Source organism: Microcoleus sp. ARI1-B5 (genome assembly GCF_036705795.1).
In the GTDB taxonomy this organism is placed as follows: domain Bacteria; phylum Cyanobacteriota; class Cyanobacteriia; order Cyanobacteriales; family Microcoleaceae; genus Microcoleus.
On record NZ_JAUBVK010000017.1, the window covers coordinates 1 to 16,111 of the forward strand.

The window sequence follows — 16,111 nt, forward strand, 5'->3', positions numbered from 1 at the left end:
ACAGTTACATATGGGAATCAAACCGTTTAGGGTAGAGGGGTCTCGGGTTCTATTCATGAGGTTATCGGTAGTCCTAACAGCCCTGAAGGTTGCTGTAGTTATCGGTAAACGTCTAAAAACCCGGTTTCTCAGTGGAATCCTCCCTGTATTCCCCAAATATTCCTAGTAAAAACCGGGTTTTTTGCGACCCGAAGTAACTTTTTTAAGTAAATGTGCTTGATTTTACGTAATATTTATACGTTTTCAAAGGAAATACACAGAAACTTTATAAAAGTGTTGTTGCTTTTTAAAGATTGTGCAAAGCTCTGGAGTTCAGCTTCTCATGATTAGGGGAGTCTCATAAGATGAACGTGAGATGTCGTTAAAGTTGAGACGAATCAAATGAAATTTGCGATGGGTGCCTCTAATTTATCAGTATTATCCGAAATGCTTTCCTTATTTGTTCCGAAACCTACTTACAAAATTGGTGTATCCAAATTGCCGCTTCACCGATCCGTAACGAGCAAGGCAAAGCGGTCGATCGATATTTTGGGCTCGCTGCTGGGACTGGCAATTGCTGCGGCGGTGGCTGTACCCGTAGCGGTAGTGATGCTGTTGGACAGTCCGGGCCCGCTGCTCTACAGTCAAGTCCGCTGCGGCTTCAAAGGGCGGCATTTCAGAATCTGGAAATTTCGATCGATGGTTGTCGGTGCAGAAAAGCTCCAACACCTAGTTACCAACGAAGCCAAGGGTCACATTTTCAAGAATGAAAATGACCCGCGAATTACCCGCGTCGGCCGCTTTTTGCGGTGCACGAGCTTGGACGAGTTGCCTCAATTCTGGAACGTGTTAGTCGGCGACATGAGTTTGGTGGGAACTCGACCGCCAACTCCCGATGAAGTCGCTCGCTACGACGATTTTCACTGGCAGCGTTTAAATGTCAAACCCGGCCTGACTGGGGAGTGGCAAGTCAACGGACGCTCTGGAGTTAAAGACTTTGACGAGATTGTCCGCATGGATCTCGACTATCAGGAAAAGTGGTCTGTTGTCTACGACATCAGTCTGATTTGCAAAACTATTTGGGTTGTATTGAATAAACACGGTGCGTGTTAATCAAGCTGCGGTTTTGGGTTGTCTGTTGGTTGTGAGCTGCGATGGAGATGAATATTAAGTTAAACGCTGTTTTGCAAAAAGTTAAAGAGCTACAAAAAAATGTTAAATTAAGGGCAATTGTGTAAAACAATTGCCCTTAATTTTTTTCCTCTGCCCTCTGCCTTCTTCCTTCAACATCCATCCGTTACATCTGTTACATCCGTTAAATCCGTTACATCCGTTATACAATCCGTTGCCGAACTTCCTTCTGTTATGAATTTGCCTAATTTAATTACTTTTTCTCGCTTGCTGGGAGTGCCGTTTCTGCTCTACGGTTTGTACGACCCCAGCCCGCAAAGCCGCTGGATTTGCACCGCGATTTTTGTGGTAGCTGCGGCTACTGATTGGCTGGACGGCTATTTGGCTAGGAAGCTGAACCAAATTACCGATTTGGGAAAGTTTCTCGACCCTTTGGTGGATAAATTGTTGGTGCTCGCGCCGCTTTTAGTATTGATTGAGTTGGGTAAAGTCCCGGCTTGGGCAGTGTTTTTAATTTTGGGGCGGGAGTTGACAATTGCCGGGTGGCGTGTTAATAAAACTACGATTTCGGGAGCTAATATTTGGGGCAAGTTGAAGACGGTTAGTCAGATTGTGGCGATCGCACTTTTAATTGCTCCTCTGTCTGAAGCGTGGAATTTTCCTACACTTATTGCTTTTTGGATTTCTGTAGCTTTAACTTTGATTTCTGGCGCTATTTATCTGTGGCCAGAAAAGGTATAGCAACTTTGGTCTGCAAAGGTATAGCAACCGCCAAGGGTGTTATGGGGTAAACTGGAAGTATTCCCTTGTGCTGCTGACGCGATCGCATGACGCTGGTCTTGGCTAAAAAGTCGAATTCGTAAACAGCTAAATGAGTTTGATTGTTTCCTACCTACGATCGGAAAACATACATCCAAATCGCTCGACTTCTGCAATAGAGCCTCCATTGTTGCGGGCAACTGCTGCCAAGCACTCTCGAATTTTTCGCCTTGCCTGACTGCTAGCCATCTTCCAAAATCGATCGCACTGCCCCGATGCAGCCGCCTCCACTGCACTCTCCTTGACAGTGAAAGCTTTTGTCCTGCCAAACGCTTCAACCACTATCATTCCCTTGCTACTTCTGCCTGTTGCTTTGAGGGCGCGATTTTGGTCTAAGTTTGCTGTGAGGGTTGCAGTTTCTAAGTAATCTCCTGGGTTTTCATCGAAAGGGTCGCTCCTATCAACTTTATAAATAGCCAGATCGAAATTTGCCCCATCTTTCAGTTGGTCTACGACATAATGGCGGTTGGCTCCAGATGCAGAACATTGCCAAATTACTTCTTCTGGTTTGGTAGCCGCTTCAGAAATTGTAGCTTGGGTTGCCAACAAGCCTCCTGTTATGAGCAAGCAGCTCGCCACTAAGAAAGCTACCACAAGTTTTCTGGATTTTTTTCGGTTAGTATTTTGCATATAATACCTCATTTGTAGAATTTGTATCTTTTCACACCTTTATTTTAATACTCGGAGAGTGACAGAAGAAGGATAACAGAGGAAAAGTAAGAGGGTTTTACCCCTCTTCTGTCACTCTCGGAAAACAAAAATAAAAGGCAATGTTTAAACCTTAAACTATGGTTGGGTTTGTGGCTTTACTCGTTACCAGGCTCTGCCTGGTAACACAGATGCTTTGGCTCTGCCTCGAATTTTCATGGCAGCTTGCGAGGCAGAGCCTCGCTTACATCGGTTCCCAGGCAGAGCCTAGGAACCAGTTCAAAAAGTTCGATATATTTGTAGGGACACGGCAATGCCGTGTCCTAATCGCAGCTTAATAATGACTCCCAGATTTCCGGTAGTGTACCGCTGTCACCCCGTCATTTTTCAGCAAATGACCGTTTTCAACCGCCGCATAAACTACCCAGTGATCCCCGCATTCCATCCGACTTATCACTTCGCATTCCAGATAAGCTAGAGCATCAGTCAAAACCGGACAGCCGTTGCTAGCTTCTGTTGTTTCAACTCCGGCAAATCTGTCTTCTCCCGGAGCAAAGTTTTTCATGAAATATTTCCGCAACTGCCGCCCTTCTGCTAAGATATTCAGCACAAATTTATCTCCGGCGTACATCAAAGCTTCGATCGATCGATCTTTAGCCACCGCAATCGTCACCCCAGGGGGATTAAACGTGGCTTGCGACACCCACGAAGCCAGCATCGCACTCGTGACATCCCCGCGCCGCGCCGAGAGTACGCACAGCGAACCTACCAATCTTCCTACAGCTTGTTCCGTGCGATCGCTCCCGGACGCCAACTGCGGTCTCGGTGCCCGCAATTTTTGCGATTTAATCAAAGCTTGAGCAAAATCCGTTCCCGCCTCTTTGCACTCGTGAATCGTCGCCGCCGTCGGCTTAAACTTGGCTCGAATCGGCTCAAATCCGATGCGATAGCCAGCATCTTTTAATTTTCCTTCTACTAAGTCGATCGCCTCACCGCTCCAGCCAAACGAACCAAAAACCCCCGCTAATTTGCTCTTAGTTGCTGTAGACAACACAATTCCCAAAGCCGTTTGAATTTGCGTCGGCGCGTGTCCTGCTAGGGTGGGAGTGCCGATGATAAATCCCGCGCATTTCTCGATCGCCTCTTTAATTTCTCCCGGTTCGGCAAATTCGCAGTTGATAGTTTCAACAGCAACGCCCGCTTTCGTAATGCCTTTGGCGATCGCCTGCGCCAAAGTAGCAGTATTGCCGTAAGCCGAAGCATAAATCAAAGCAACTGTCAAGTCTTTTGAATTTTGTTGTTGGCTCCATTCCCGATACAAATTGCTCAATTCGTGGAGGCCGTAACGGACGATCGGGCCGTGACCTGGAGCATAAAATGCTGTTGGCAAATCCGCTAATTTATCCATTGCCACCAGCACTTGTTTCGCCTGAGATGCGTGCAGGGAATCGTAATAATAGCGCCGATCTTCGCTGTAAACGCTCCACCCTTCATCAAATACTTGATCGCCGCAAACGTGAGCTCCAAAAAATTTGTCAGTAAACACTATTTGAGTGTGCGGATCGTAGGTGCAAAGTTCGTCAGGCCAGCGGGGAGTCGGAGTCGCAATGAATTTTAAGGCGTGACCTTTGCCTAAATTGAGAGTTTCTTCTCCGCGAACGATCATAATGTTTAACTCTTGTTCGGGAAAAGCCGCTCGCAAACCAATCGCGGCTGGATTCGTACAAACAAAAGCTACTTGCGGAACCCATTCTAACAGAGCTTTAATTGTGACGGATCTGTTAGCATTAAAATGCCCCAAAATCACGTAATCCAGCTTGGTCAAATCTAGTCGCTGCTGCAAACAATCTAGATAGTTTTGGGTGAAAGATTCCCCGGGCGGGTCGAACAAAGCAGTTTTGTCAGCTTGAATAATATAGCTATTTGCTGTCGTCCCCTTTTGCAGCGAATACTCGACTTCAAATTTTAGTCTTTCCCAAGTGCGCGATCGCACGATAAATGTATCTGGCGCGAGCGGGATAAATTGCACGTCGCGGGGTTTGGAATTAGATGCGAGTTTAGGAGTCAAAGTGTTAGTCATTAATTGCACCTATGAGAAACTGAACTACAGAACTTCTTTTGATTTCGTGCCAAAATTTGGTATCTACAATGTCAAACCTTGCACCTTGAGCCTGTAAATTGGTATCCAGGTCAGTCAGAAATTCCCGGGTTTTCAAATCGTCCCCAATTTGGATAAAGCTCACACCAATTTCTTCATCTTTATCTATTTTCTTGGCTGCACTTACAATAATTTCGGCGACAGCAGCAGCATTTTCGGGTTTTTCATCTAGAACTGCCACAATTATGGCTCCTTTCTTGCCTTTGGCATTTGTTTTGAGCTGAAAATAATCGCTGAAAGCTCCTTTCAGAGGTTCTGCCAAATTAATTGCAGTCGGCTTTGCTGAATCTGGTTCCGTATTTTGTCGCTGCAAAATTTCAGCTAACCGACCAACATTAGAATTTTTATACTTCCACATAGGAGTAGAAGCTTCGTAAACGGTGATACCGTCGCTGTCAAATTCCTGGCATTTTTTGGCTAAGTCGATCAGAGATGCCTGTGCTTCTACCCACTCCTCGTACCAAGGATGTTCGGGGTCTCTGCTGCCATGGCTTCTAGCAATAATAATTGTGTAATCTCGGTCTTCTAAAAGATTGGCACGCATTGGCAATTCCTCAGAGTGAAAATGCAGTCAGAATGACAACAGTTGGCCCGGTCTACTTTTATCGCCTGGTAAGGTGTTGCGCACCCTAACGCAGAGTAAGTAAGAAAGGAAGAGAGAAAGAAATAAAAAAAAGCAACTGTTGGCGGCGTCTGGTGCGCAGCGCACGGATCTCAAAAGCCTAAAACCCTTGAAATATCTCGTTTGTAGCCCAGGCCCGATCCCCCTCGCATACCCCCTACTCCCCCGAATCGTTGCGGGGACTTCGATCAATTCCAGTTCCCCCCTTCTTAAGGGGGGTTAGGGGGGATCGGGCCTCGGATGTAAACGACATTTATCAGGGGTTAAACGCGCTTGTTGAAACATCCTTCATCCTTCTTTTGACGCGCTCGCGAAGCCTTTATAGCCTTCTTCCTTCTTGCTTCTGACAACTGTCAACTGTCACAGGTCAACTGTCAACTGTCACAGGTCAACTGTCAACTGTCAACTGACTAATAGTGATTGCCGACTTTGCGGTGGTGAACCGCCGGCAGCGCTTCGGGATGGGAGACGCGGCCGCTATCGACGATCGCATATACGATATGATGATCCGAAAGTTCCATCCGGCTGACCACTTCGCATTCCATGTAAGCCAAAGCCTCAGTCAAAATCGGAGAACCGTTGGTAGCAGGTTGAGTTTTGACTCCAGCAAATCGATCGGCACCAGGAGCAAAACGCTTCAAAAAGTGCTTCATCAGGCTTTGATAATTGCCTTCTTCCAGCACGTTGAGAACAAATTTATCACCCGCGTGCATCATCGATTCGATCGCCCGATCCTTAGCAACTGCTATAGTTAAACCCAGCGGTTTAAAGCTGGCTTGCGTCACCCAAGAAGCCAACATAGCACTGCTAACCTCGCCTTTTTGAGCAGTAATAATGTACAATCCGCCGCTGATGCGTCCCAAAGCTTTATCGAGGTCGCTATCGAGGGATTTCATCTGTTTGACAGCCTTGTCCCGCGACAGCCACTGTCCCAAGTCGGTACCGGCTTCGTCGCAAACTTGATAAATCGCTTCCGTCGGCGCTTCTTTAATCAAAATGTTGGGAAATGCTTCTTTCAAACCCAACTCTTTGAACTTGTTTCGCAGCGGATAAACCGATGCGTCATCGCCGCCGCCGGATTCGCACAAACCGAAGGATTGTTTGTTGTTAGCTGCAACTAAAATTGTGTTGATAGCAGCTTCGGCATTCTCCGCAGCAGCGCCATTAGTCGGCGGCGAACAAATTACGATCCCCGCAGCGCTACCCACAAGTTCCCGCACTTCTTGTAAGTCGGCGGTTTTCAAGTCCATCATTTCTACGGCGACACCTGTTTTGGTGATTCCGTGGGCTATCGCCTGGCTGAGGCGATCGCTAAATCCGTAATCGGAAGTGTAAAATACCGCTACAGTGGTTTCTGCCTTAGCTTGTTCTTGGCTCCACTTTTTGTAACGTCCGGTAAGTTCCACCACATTGTACCTGAGCAGCGGGCCGTGACCTGTCGCCACTGTACCGATTTCTCCCAACTCGGCCATCCGCTTCATTGCACTGAGTACCGATCGAGCATTAGGGCCCATCAAACACTCATAATAAAAGTGGTAATCTTCCTCAACCGCCGCTAAATCGTCATCGTAGGTGCTGTCAGAACAGTAGTGCATCCCGAAAGCATCGCAGGTGAACAGCACTTGAGTTTTGCTGTCGTAGCTGAAAATAGTATCGGGCCAGTGCAAGTTCGGCGCCGACACAAATTCGATAACGTGGCCGTTTCCTAAATCTAGTTTGTCGCCGTTTTTAACGACAAGTCGCTCAAATGGTTGGTGTACAAGGTTTTCTAAAAATTGAATTGCTACTTTCGCCCCCACGACAATCGCCTGGGGTGCCAGCGCCAGCACATCTTTGACTAAACCGCTGTGGTCTGGTTCAGTGTGGCTGATAATTAGATAATCAATTTCTTTCGGGTCAATTTCCCCCGTCAGAGTGTCCATATATTGCTGGCGAAACTTCTCGTGCGAGGTATCGACGAGGGCAGTTTTTTCGCCGCGAATGATGAATGAGTTGTAAGTTGTACCGTTTTTGAGCCCGAATTCGATGTCAAAGCGGTCTCTATCCCAGTCCAGGCATCGAATTGCCGTTGTATCAGAGGCAATTTCGACCTTTTCCACCGTCAATCTGCGTTGGACTCGTTCAGTCAGGGCTACCATACTCTGCCTCCTTGTCTGTTATCCATTACCTTATTGTTTCCATTCTGACACGTTTCTTTTGTAAATCTTCATAAATTTTCTTATGGCGGAGTTAAGTAACTTCAAAGTTATTAATGTGTGAGTCTGGGCGATTCCCTAGGGGATAGCTTCGCTTGACGACCATTTTGGGAAAAATCTACCGATTGGGTATTGACAAAATTAGGATTTTAACTGTCAACCCCTCGGCTTCGCTCGGGGCAAGCTGTCAACCCCTCGGCTTCGCTCGGGGCAAGCTGTCAACCCCTCGGCTTCGCTCGGGGCAAGCTGTCAACTGTCAACTGAACGATCGAGCTTTAAAATAAAACGGACGCACCCACAACTCAGAAACCCGGTTTCAGGCGATATTTCTGATTTCTCTTCCCAAAATTCGTAGAAACCGGGTTTCTGGCCCCGCGCCCGCCGGAGTTTCATCGAGCGTTTAAATAAAACGGACGCACCCACAACTGAGAAACCCGGTTTCTGGCGATATTTCGGATTTTTCTTCCCAAAACTCGTAGAAACCGGGTTTCTGGCCCCCGCGCCAGTTTACGCATAAATAATGTGCAGTAAGATGAGTGAATAAAAAGATTCCAAATGCACAATCCCAAATTGATTAACTGATGTAAAGCTATGCCTGAAAGTTCCTTTGACAAAACCAATGTGAATTGGCAAGTAGGACAGTTGCAACAGCGAATACAGGAGTGGTGGGAACTAAAAACACCCCAAAATACACCGAATATCAAATTCCCAACTTGGTTTGATTCCCCGATCTGGTGGGCGATGGCTCAAGCCGCCTTTTGGTTAATTGTAACATTGCTCGCAGTCTGGGCGACTTGGCAGATTTGGCAACTGTTGCGTTTTTATATTCATAATTTCAAAAAGAGGAATCAAACAACTGATGCAAGTGCGAAAAAAACCAGTCAAGATTTATCGGTAGCAGAGTGGTTGTTGCGATCGCAAAAATTGCAGCAAAAAGCGAAATACCGCCAAGCTTGCCGCTGTCTTTACATGGCGGTGTTGCAGCGGTTAAACGATGGGGGCATCGCGGTGCACCAACCCAGTCGCACTGATGGCGAATACCTGCAATTAATCCAGGAATTACCCCAGAGAGGGCCTTACGAAACTGTGATAGCAATACACGAGCAACTATATTTTGGAAATACGGAAGCTTCCCCGTCAATCTTTGAACAGTGTCAGCAAGCTTATCAACAAATTAAGGATTAAGGATAGATGAACTCCTCAAAGCGCAGGTTGTGGTTGTTGGGAGCGATCGCCATTACTGCAATAATTATCGTTACCCTGGTATTTGCTCCTGCTAACAACAAAATCTACAGCGGTTCTACCTATAATAGAGCGCCGGACGGCTACGGAGCATGGTATGCTTTTATGTCAAAACGGGGAACCGAGGTTCAGCGCTGGCAAAAACCTTTTGAAGAGTTGGCTAAAAACCCAGATAAAAAACCGCCCAGTACATTTTTACAGATCTATAGTAGCTTGATACCAGAAGTTGTTTCCGATCTACAGGAAAATTGGGTAAAACAGGGCAATACTTTGGTGATTTTGGGAGTTCGCGCACCGGTGACAGCAGCTTCTTTTAGTAGCTTGCACCCAGCTTCAGCGGGGGAAATCAAGATTGACACAGCGCGGAGAGCTCCCAGCGACAAAAAACAAATTTTAGGCGATCGCTTTGGGGCAATTGTTTGGAAAAAAACACTGGGGAAGGGAACAGTTGTTTTTGCCGCTGCACCCTATCTAGCTGCTAACGCTTATCAGGATTTTCGGGGTAATTATGAATTTTTAGCAGGGCTGGTTACTCAATTAGAAGGTGCAGAAACAGAAATAGAAGGAGCGGAGCAGGCTCTAGCAGTGAATTTTATCCAAAATCCGATCGGTCCGACATCTTGCAGCATTATCAATAATCCTGTAGGGGCCCCTTCGCCAACAGTTTTGAAAGTTACAGACAGGTTAAATAAACCCGCCCTTCCCCATGAAAAAGCCCCAATTGACATTGGTGCAAGATGTCAGATCGATCGCACAAGCCAGAAAACAAGTAAAATCATCAATAAAGTCTGGGTAGACGAATACATTCACGGCTACAAAGATCCAGAAGTTATCGAACGCGAATCCGAGGGGAATTTATTTACTTATTTAGCCAAAACTCCTCTATTTCCAGTTTTGATCCAGGGTACAATTATCCTGATCGTTGCTATTTTTGCGGGGTGGAACAGGTTTGGACAGCCTGTAACTCTATCAGCGGCGGCGGTTGACAACAGCGAAGCTTACATTCAAGCATTAGCGGGTGTCTTGCAAAAAGCCAAGAGCACTGATTTTGCGGTAGAAACTATCGGAAAAGAAGAACAGTTACAACTGCAAAAAGCTTTATTATTGGGACAGGCATCGCTCGAAAGTGAAACCCTGACAAATGCCTGGGTGCAGCAAACAGGGCGAAAAGCGGCAGAATTAGCAGAATTACTGCGATCGCCATCTGAGAAACGCCGCCGCATCAGCGATACTGATTTGCTAGCCTGGTTGGGTAAATGGGAGCAGATCCGTCAACATCTCCCCTCTAATAGGAAAGATATAACATGAGCGAAACAAACTCTATTTTTCAGCGCCTCAGCCAAGCCCTCGACAAAATAGTGGTGGGTCAATCTTCCATAATACAGCAGTTGCTAGTGGCACTTCTGAGTGGCGGCCACGTGATTGTGGAGGGAGTACCGGGAACTGGGAAAACTCTACTTGTAAAAGCGATCGCCAAATTGATTCAAGCAGATTTTCGCCGCGTTCAACTAACGCCGGATATTTTGCCGTCGGATATCTTGGGAACGAATATTTTTGATTTTAACAGCCACACTTTTACTTTGAAAAAAGGGCCTGTTTTTACTGAGATTTTGCTGGCAGACGAAATCAATCGCACGCCGCCGAAAACTCAGTCAGCACTGTTAGAAGCAATGGAAGAGGGGCAGGTAACGCTAGATGGTGAGACTTTGGCTTTGCCAGATTTGTTTTGGACGATCGCCACTCAAAATTCCCTAGAATTTGAAGGCACTTATCCGCTACCAGAAGCTCAGTTAGATCGATTTTTATTTAAACTTGTGGTTGACTATCCCGATGCAGCCGCCGAAAAGCAAATGTTGCTGAATGCAGAGGCAGGATTTGGCGCCAAACGCATCGATTTAGCTCGGATAAAATCTTTAGCAACGGTAGAGCAAATACTTAGCGCCCGTCAAGCAGTACAAAGAGTCAAAGTAGAAGAGAAAGTGCTCGATTACCTGCTAGCTTTGGTACACAGTACGCGAAAACATCCGGATTTGGCATTGGGTGCTTCTGGGCGATCGGCTGTAGCTTGGTTGCAAAGCAGTAAAGCTCACGCTTGGCTGGCCGGCAGGGATTATACTACTCCTGATGATGTGAAGGCGATCGCACTGCCGCTGTTGCGCCACCGCCTGATCCTCAAACCAGAAGCGCTGCTAGATGGCTTGCAAATTGATTCGGTAATTGCTTCGATATTAAAACAAGTCGCTGTACCGAGGTAAATTATAGATCGTAATCATTCTCGGTGAATTACCCATAACAAAACCCTTCTGGTGCGGGTTGAAGACCGGGCGGTTGAAACCAGGTTTATACAGACAAAACCCGACGGGAGCGGGTTGAAGATCCGGTGGTTAAAATTACGTTAATTTCTTCAGTCCGCGTCGGCGGACATGGTTTGTATAGCAGCGGTTTCAACCGCCGTCTCATCTTTATCCACCGTAAACGAAATGATTCCTTCTATTCGCCTTTATTTCCTGTTAGCGATCGCAATCCCGATCGCCCTTTTGCTAGCCGTGTTTGTCGATCGCCAGACAAGCATCACCGGCACTTTGCTATTTGACTGTTTAATGGTAGGTCTAGCTATTACCGACGCGCTGCGCGTAAAATCCCATCGGGTAGAAGTGACGCGCCATCCGTTGCACAGACTTTCGATCGGGCGAGACAATCCAATTTTACTGTCAGTGCGATCGCCCGATCGAACAGCTAAAATCCGCCTGTGCGACTCCTATCCGCTAGAATTTGATGTCTCTCAACCGATACTTGAAGCATCCCTCAATCCTAACACAAATGAGGAATTAACTTATACAGTCGGCCCGAAAAGTAGAGGCGAATATCAGTGGGGAGATATTCAGGTGCGGCAGTTGGGAAACTGGGGTTTAGCATGGCACGACTGGACAATACCTGCGGGTGAAAAAGTGGCCGTTTATCCCGATTTAGTGACGTTGAAAGAACTTTCTATTCGGCTAACATTGGAAAATAGCGGCACAATGCGTCGATCACAAAAACTCGGCATGGGAACTGAATTTGCCGAACTGCGGGAATATGCTATTGGTGACGATCCTCGCTTGATTGATTGGAAAGCTACTGCGAGGCGATCGCGCCCTTTAGTCAGAGTCTTGGAACCCGAAAAAGAGCAAACTTTGGTTATTTTACTCGACAGGGGACGGCTGATGACCGCGCGAGTGCAGGGTTTAAAGCGTTTTGACTGGGGAGTGAATGCAGCCCTGTCTTTAGCCTTAGCGGGGCTAAATCGGGGCGATCGCGTGGGAGTCGGCGTATTCGATCGCGAAATCACGACTTGGATACCTCCAGAAAGGGGACAACATCAACTATCGAAATTAATTGAACGCCTAGCACCAATTCAGCCGGTTTTGTTAGAACCAGACTATGTTGGTGCTGTAACTAAGTTAGTAAATCAACAAACTCGCCGTGCATTAGTCGTGCTAATTACCGATTTAGTAGACGTTACCGCCTCCACAGAAATGCTTTCCGCCTTAGCGCGTTTAGCACCTCGTTATTTACCTTTTTGCGTAACTTTGCGCGACCCTCTCGTTGACAAAATCGCTCGCACTTCCACCGTGGAAATTACATCTGCTTATACTCGTGCTGTAGCATTAGATTTACTAGCACAGCGTCAGGTAGCTTTTGCACAGTTGAAACAAAAAGGAGTTTTGGTTTTGGATGCGCCGGCCAATCAAATTAGCGAGCAATTAGTTAACCGATATTTGCAACTTAAGTCTCGGAATCAGCTTTAACAATTGACAATTGTCCACACTGTCAACTGTCAACTGTCAACTGTCAACTGTTTAATCTTCTCAGATTCCGCAGCATTCGCAAAGTAAGGTAAAGGCCCTTTGAGAACAGACCAGTTTTTATAGATGAAACCGATTACCCTAGGGGCTGACAAAGCAAAAAACAAGACGCCTAGCTGTATTTGCGATCGAAATATCTCTAAAGTGCTTCGTGTTGGATTGTCAAAAAATATTGGATATGACAAATCCCAAATTGTAAAACAAAGACTTCTGATTATGAGAAAAATTATTAGTACAAGTAAGCTGCGGGTTTTTACATATAAAATTGCGAAGATTAATGTCAAAATAATCATCGATATAAAATTATTATATCCCAAAGTTCCCCACAGCAGACACATAGCTATTATTGCGGTAATATTTCCCCATTTGGCTGCCCATCTGTGTAGCGGAATACTCATAAAAAAAGACGCATAAACTAGGGGAGATATTACATAAGTAGAGATGGGGAAAATTAAGTAGTAAAGCGCTGGCGAAAAGGATTTTGAAGCTGTGATTAAAATCCCGGTATTTCTACTCTCAGTCAGTATTTGTTCAACAAAGGAAGGTATAAGAAAAGACAAGGGATAATAAAATACTCGGAATACACTTATTGAAAAAACCACGCTAGCGATCGCCAGACCTACTAATGGCAACCATTGGTAGCGATCGGGGACTTTACCCACCAGATATTTAATTTCAATTCCGGCTAGCCTGCATTGTCGCCACACCAAAGCCACTATCAAAATCCCTAAATAAATTCCAAATATTTCGTTAAATAATGGATCTAATGGTTCTTTACTATCGAACTTTATCCCCCGTGTATGGCCAATCATTGCTATTTGAAAGTAAATGCCCATACCTAATAAAAATAACCATCCAAATATATGCCGAACCTTGATTCGAGCAAAAGGATTGTCTTCGGGAAAGCGGATGTTAGTAAGAGTCATGATTTTAATTAATTACTTGGCTCGATATGGGTAGGTAAGGTGCTATTTTGGTCAATTTAACGTCAAATGTATTCACAGACTGCTGTTTGACCGTTAGATTTAGATCCCCCCGAATTCTTGCCCCCTACTCGACCCCTACTCCCCTTAAGAAGGCGGGAACCGGAAGCCCTCAAAGTCCCCGCAACGATTCGGGGGAGTAGGGGGTATGCGAGGGGGATCGAGACTTGTCGATAAATGAGATATACAAAGGTTGTCAGGCTTAAGTTGACACCAATGTAGCCGATCGCCTTTTACTGCAATACATCACCAACAGCGCAAACAATCCAATCCCAGCCAAATACTTCAACGGATCGGGAAAGGCAGGATTTGGCGAGAAAAACCCCTCAATCGTACCAGCAATTACCAGCATCGGTACAATCCCAAATACCAACTGTGCAGCTTGAGTACCGTAAAATTTCATCGCATCAGCACGACGATATTTGCCAGGAAAAAATATTGCCCGGGCGATCGCTAAACCAGCACCTCCAGCTAAAAAAATCGCCGGCAACTCCAGAGCACCGTGAGGCAATACAAACGCCCAAAAAGGATAAGCTAAATTGTGCTGAGCGACTAAACTGGCGATCGCGCCGATGCTCACTCCATTAAATGCCATAATATAAACAGTGTAAAGACCGAAAACAATCCCTCCCCCAACAGCCGCAAAGCATACGGATAGATTGTTAGTCATAATACCGCTAGAAGCTAAAGGTTCGATTCCCACAATTGAACCCATCCACAATTTCCCGTCATCGCGCACTGTTTTAATCAAATGTCCGGGAACTACTAGAGACAAAAACTGCGGATCTTGCCAAGCAAACCACCAAGCAATCAACGCCATTACTAAAAAAATACCCGTCGCAGTCGCCGTATAACCAAACGTCTCCTGTACTGTAGCCGGAAAACCCCAGCGACAAAACTCCACTACAGCTTCCCAATCTTGACCGCGAGAACCTTGGTAAATTTGGGTGTAGCCGCGAGAAGTTAAGTTTTGCAAATCTTGTAACAAAATATTACCTACTTCGTTTGTCCTCGCCCTAGCCAAATCCGCCGAAACAGACCGATACAAACTAGCTAATTCCCGGATTTCAGACGCAGGTAGGGACTTTAGCCCCTTTTTTTCCACTTTTGTTAAAAGAGTGTCTAACCGTTTCCAGTTCGATTCCCGCCGCGCGATCCAACGTTTAATATTCATGAAGTTTTCTCGAAGTTATATTAGATATAGCTTAAGATAGTTTTCAGTTGACAGTTGACCTGTGACAGTTGACAGATGAGGGCGACCTCTACCTGAAAGGAAGAGGATTGCAGTAATGAATAGTCTTCTTTTAATTTCTCCCGAAAAAGGCTCCGGCTTTAAACCAATTCTTTCTGGTAAATTTTCCAGCACAATTACACCCATCCTGTCATGCCTAAAAATCCTAGCCCTTCTAAACCAACAGGCCCCTTGAGCGTGGGTAATGTTGTTAGTGCTGCTTTGCGGATTTATCGCGATCGTTTTAAGTCATATTTTACTTTGGCTTTGAATGGTTATCTGTGGTTGTTAGTTCCGATTTACGGTTGGGCTAAATTTTCTGCCATGTTAGGGATCATTTCTCGTCTGGCTTTCGGTGAAGTCAGCGAAAAGCCAGAGACTGTCACTGATGTTCGCAGTGAGGTTAATCCTCGGAGGTGGAGTTTTTTCTGGGCGGGTGTATTGACATTTCTGATTTACATTGGAGTATACTTGGCAGGTGCGATCGCGATCGCAGTGTTATCTGTCGGAGTGGGGGTTGCTGCTGGTATGTTGGGGCAAAATTCCACAATTATTGGACTTATTCTAGGTTTGCTGGCAGCCGTTGCGGTCATTGCTTTCTTCATTATATATATCCGAGTTATCTCTCGCTTACTGATTGTTGAGTTGCCGCTGGCGATCGAGAACAATCAGACTGCTAGTTCGGCGATCGGTCGCAGTTGGGAGTTAACTAAGGGGTCGGTTGGACGCATTCAGTGGATAGTTGTTGTTGCCTTCTTGGTCTCTCTTCCGGTCTACATTGTGTCAAATGTACTTACCCTGCTCGTTCAAGGTGTTTTAACTAAACTTCTGGGTTCAGAATCTAGTCTATTCTTCTTAGTTTATTATATTTTGGTTTTGCCACTGATCGTTGGCTTTGGCGCGCTGGTAATTCCTTTTTGGCAAGCTATTAAAGCCATTATCTACTACGACCTCCGCAGCCGCAAAGAAGGTTTGGGTTTGCAAATTAGCGATAAAAAACGCAAGTCAAACAAGCCAAATACCCAAAAATGAATTTATTTAGATACCAGATTTATTCAATAAATTTGCTATCTAAATAAATTCTATATTTATGAATAAAAAACGCCAAATTTAACTGAATTTATTCTATAGCCGTTCTCATAAAGATGAGGCATACCAAATTCTGCTACGATAATCAGGGAGAATGCACACACTAAGATTATCTTTACGGGAGAGAAACCTCAGAAAGCTTGTAATACATATCCCTTACCTTTTTCCC

Annotated in this window: 13 protein-coding genes; 7 read left to right on the top strand and 6 right to left on the bottom strand. The window is 45.7% G+C overall.

The window, feature by feature from the left end; all coding sequences use genetic code 11:
* The first annotated feature begins 381 nt into the window (after positions 1 to 381).
* A complete protein-coding gene (locus QUB63_RS22235) occupies positions 382 to 1,092 on the top strand; it encodes a sugar transferase (protein ID WP_332947495.1) in 711 nt (236 codons plus the stop codon).
* A gap of 252 nt (positions 1,093 to 1,344) precedes the next feature.
* Positions 1,345 to 1,851 carry a CDP-diacylglycerol--glycerol-3-phosphate 3-phosphatidyltransferase gene (pgsA, locus tag QUB63_RS22240; RefSeq protein ID WP_332947496.1) on the top strand — a complete coding sequence of 169 codons (507 nt, stop codon included), beginning with the start codon at positions 1,345 to 1,347 and terminating at the stop codon, positions 1,849 to 1,851.
* Between the two features lie 147 nt (positions 1,852 to 1,998).
* On the opposite strand, the gene QUB63_RS22245 is transcribed toward pgsA, so the two are convergent.
* The 4 genes from QUB63_RS22245 to QUB63_RS22260 all read right to left on the bottom strand — a co-directional run bounded on the left by QUB63_RS22245 (position 1,999) and on the right by QUB63_RS22260 (position 7,495).
* Positions 1,999 to 2,559 carry a hypothetical protein gene (locus QUB63_RS22245; RefSeq protein WP_332947497.1) on the bottom strand — a complete coding sequence of 187 codons (561 nt, stop codon included), beginning with the start codon at positions 2,557 to 2,559 and terminating at the stop codon, positions 1,999 to 2,001.
* Positions 2,560 to 2,911: 352 nt separating this feature from the next.
* A complete protein-coding gene (locus tag QUB63_RS22250; protein WP_332947498.1) occupies positions 2,912 to 4,657 on the bottom strand; it encodes a diflavin flavoprotein in 1,746 nt (581 codons plus the stop codon).
* Positions 4,650 to 5,279, bottom strand: coding sequence for a hypothetical protein (locus QUB63_RS22255; RefSeq protein WP_332947499.1), 630 nt, complete (start codon positions 5,277 to 5,279; stop codon positions 4,650 to 4,652). Before QUB63_RS22255 ends, QUB63_RS22250 begins: the two co-directional genes overlap by 8 nt.
* 488 nt (positions 5,280 to 5,767) lie before the next feature.
* Complete coding sequence (locus tag QUB63_RS22260; RefSeq protein ID WP_332947500.1) at positions 5,768 to 7,495, bottom strand: diflavin flavoprotein; 1,728 nt, start codon at positions 7,493 to 7,495, stop codon at positions 5,768 to 5,770.
* Between the two features lie 648 nt (positions 7,496 to 8,143).
* Between QUB63_RS22260 and QUB63_RS22265 the strand changes: the two genes are divergently transcribed.
* From QUB63_RS22265 to QUB63_RS22280, 4 genes are all read left to right on the top strand, one after another.
* Positions 8,144 to 8,737: a DUF4129 domain-containing protein gene (locus QUB63_RS22265; protein WP_332947501.1), complete on the top strand. Its 594-nt coding sequence runs from the start codon at positions 8,144 to 8,146 to the stop codon at positions 8,735 to 8,737.
* 6 nt (positions 8,738 to 8,743) lie between these two features.
* On the top strand, positions 8,744 to 10,102 hold the full coding sequence (locus QUB63_RS22270; protein ID WP_332947502.1) for a DUF4350 domain-containing protein: 1,359 nt from the start codon (positions 8,744 to 8,746) through the stop codon (positions 10,100 to 10,102).
* A complete protein-coding gene (locus QUB63_RS22275; RefSeq protein ID WP_332947503.1) occupies positions 10,099 to 11,049 on the top strand; it encodes an AAA family ATPase in 951 nt (316 codons plus the stop codon). The genes QUB63_RS22270 and QUB63_RS22275 overlap by 4 nt, the downstream gene beginning before the upstream one ends.
* 225 nt (positions 11,050 to 11,274) lie before the next feature.
* Entirely contained in the window at positions 11,275 to 12,582 is a 1,308-nt protein-coding gene (locus tag QUB63_RS22280) for a DUF58 domain-containing protein (RefSeq protein WP_332947504.1), read from the top strand.
* Positions 12,583 to 12,611: 29 nt separating this feature from the next.
* On the opposite strand, the gene QUB63_RS22285 is transcribed toward QUB63_RS22280, so the two are convergent.
* Positions 12,612 to 13,565 carry a hypothetical protein gene (locus QUB63_RS22285; protein ID WP_332947505.1) on the bottom strand — a complete coding sequence of 318 codons (954 nt, stop codon included), beginning with the start codon at positions 13,563 to 13,565 and terminating at the stop codon, positions 12,612 to 12,614.
* Positions 13,566 to 13,824: 259 nt separating this feature from the next.
* Entirely contained in the window at positions 13,825 to 14,796 is a 972-nt protein-coding gene (locus tag QUB63_RS22290) for a stage II sporulation protein M (protein ID WP_332947506.1), read from the bottom strand.
* 210 nt (positions 14,797 to 15,006) lie between these two features.
* On the opposite strand from QUB63_RS22290, the gene QUB63_RS22295 reads away from it, so the two are divergent.
* Complete coding sequence (locus QUB63_RS22295) at positions 15,007 to 15,885, top strand: glycerophosphoryl diester phosphodiesterase membrane domain-containing protein (RefSeq protein ID WP_332947507.1); 879 nt, start codon at positions 15,007 to 15,009, stop codon at positions 15,883 to 15,885.
* Positions 15,886 to 16,111: the final 226 nt, after the last annotated feature.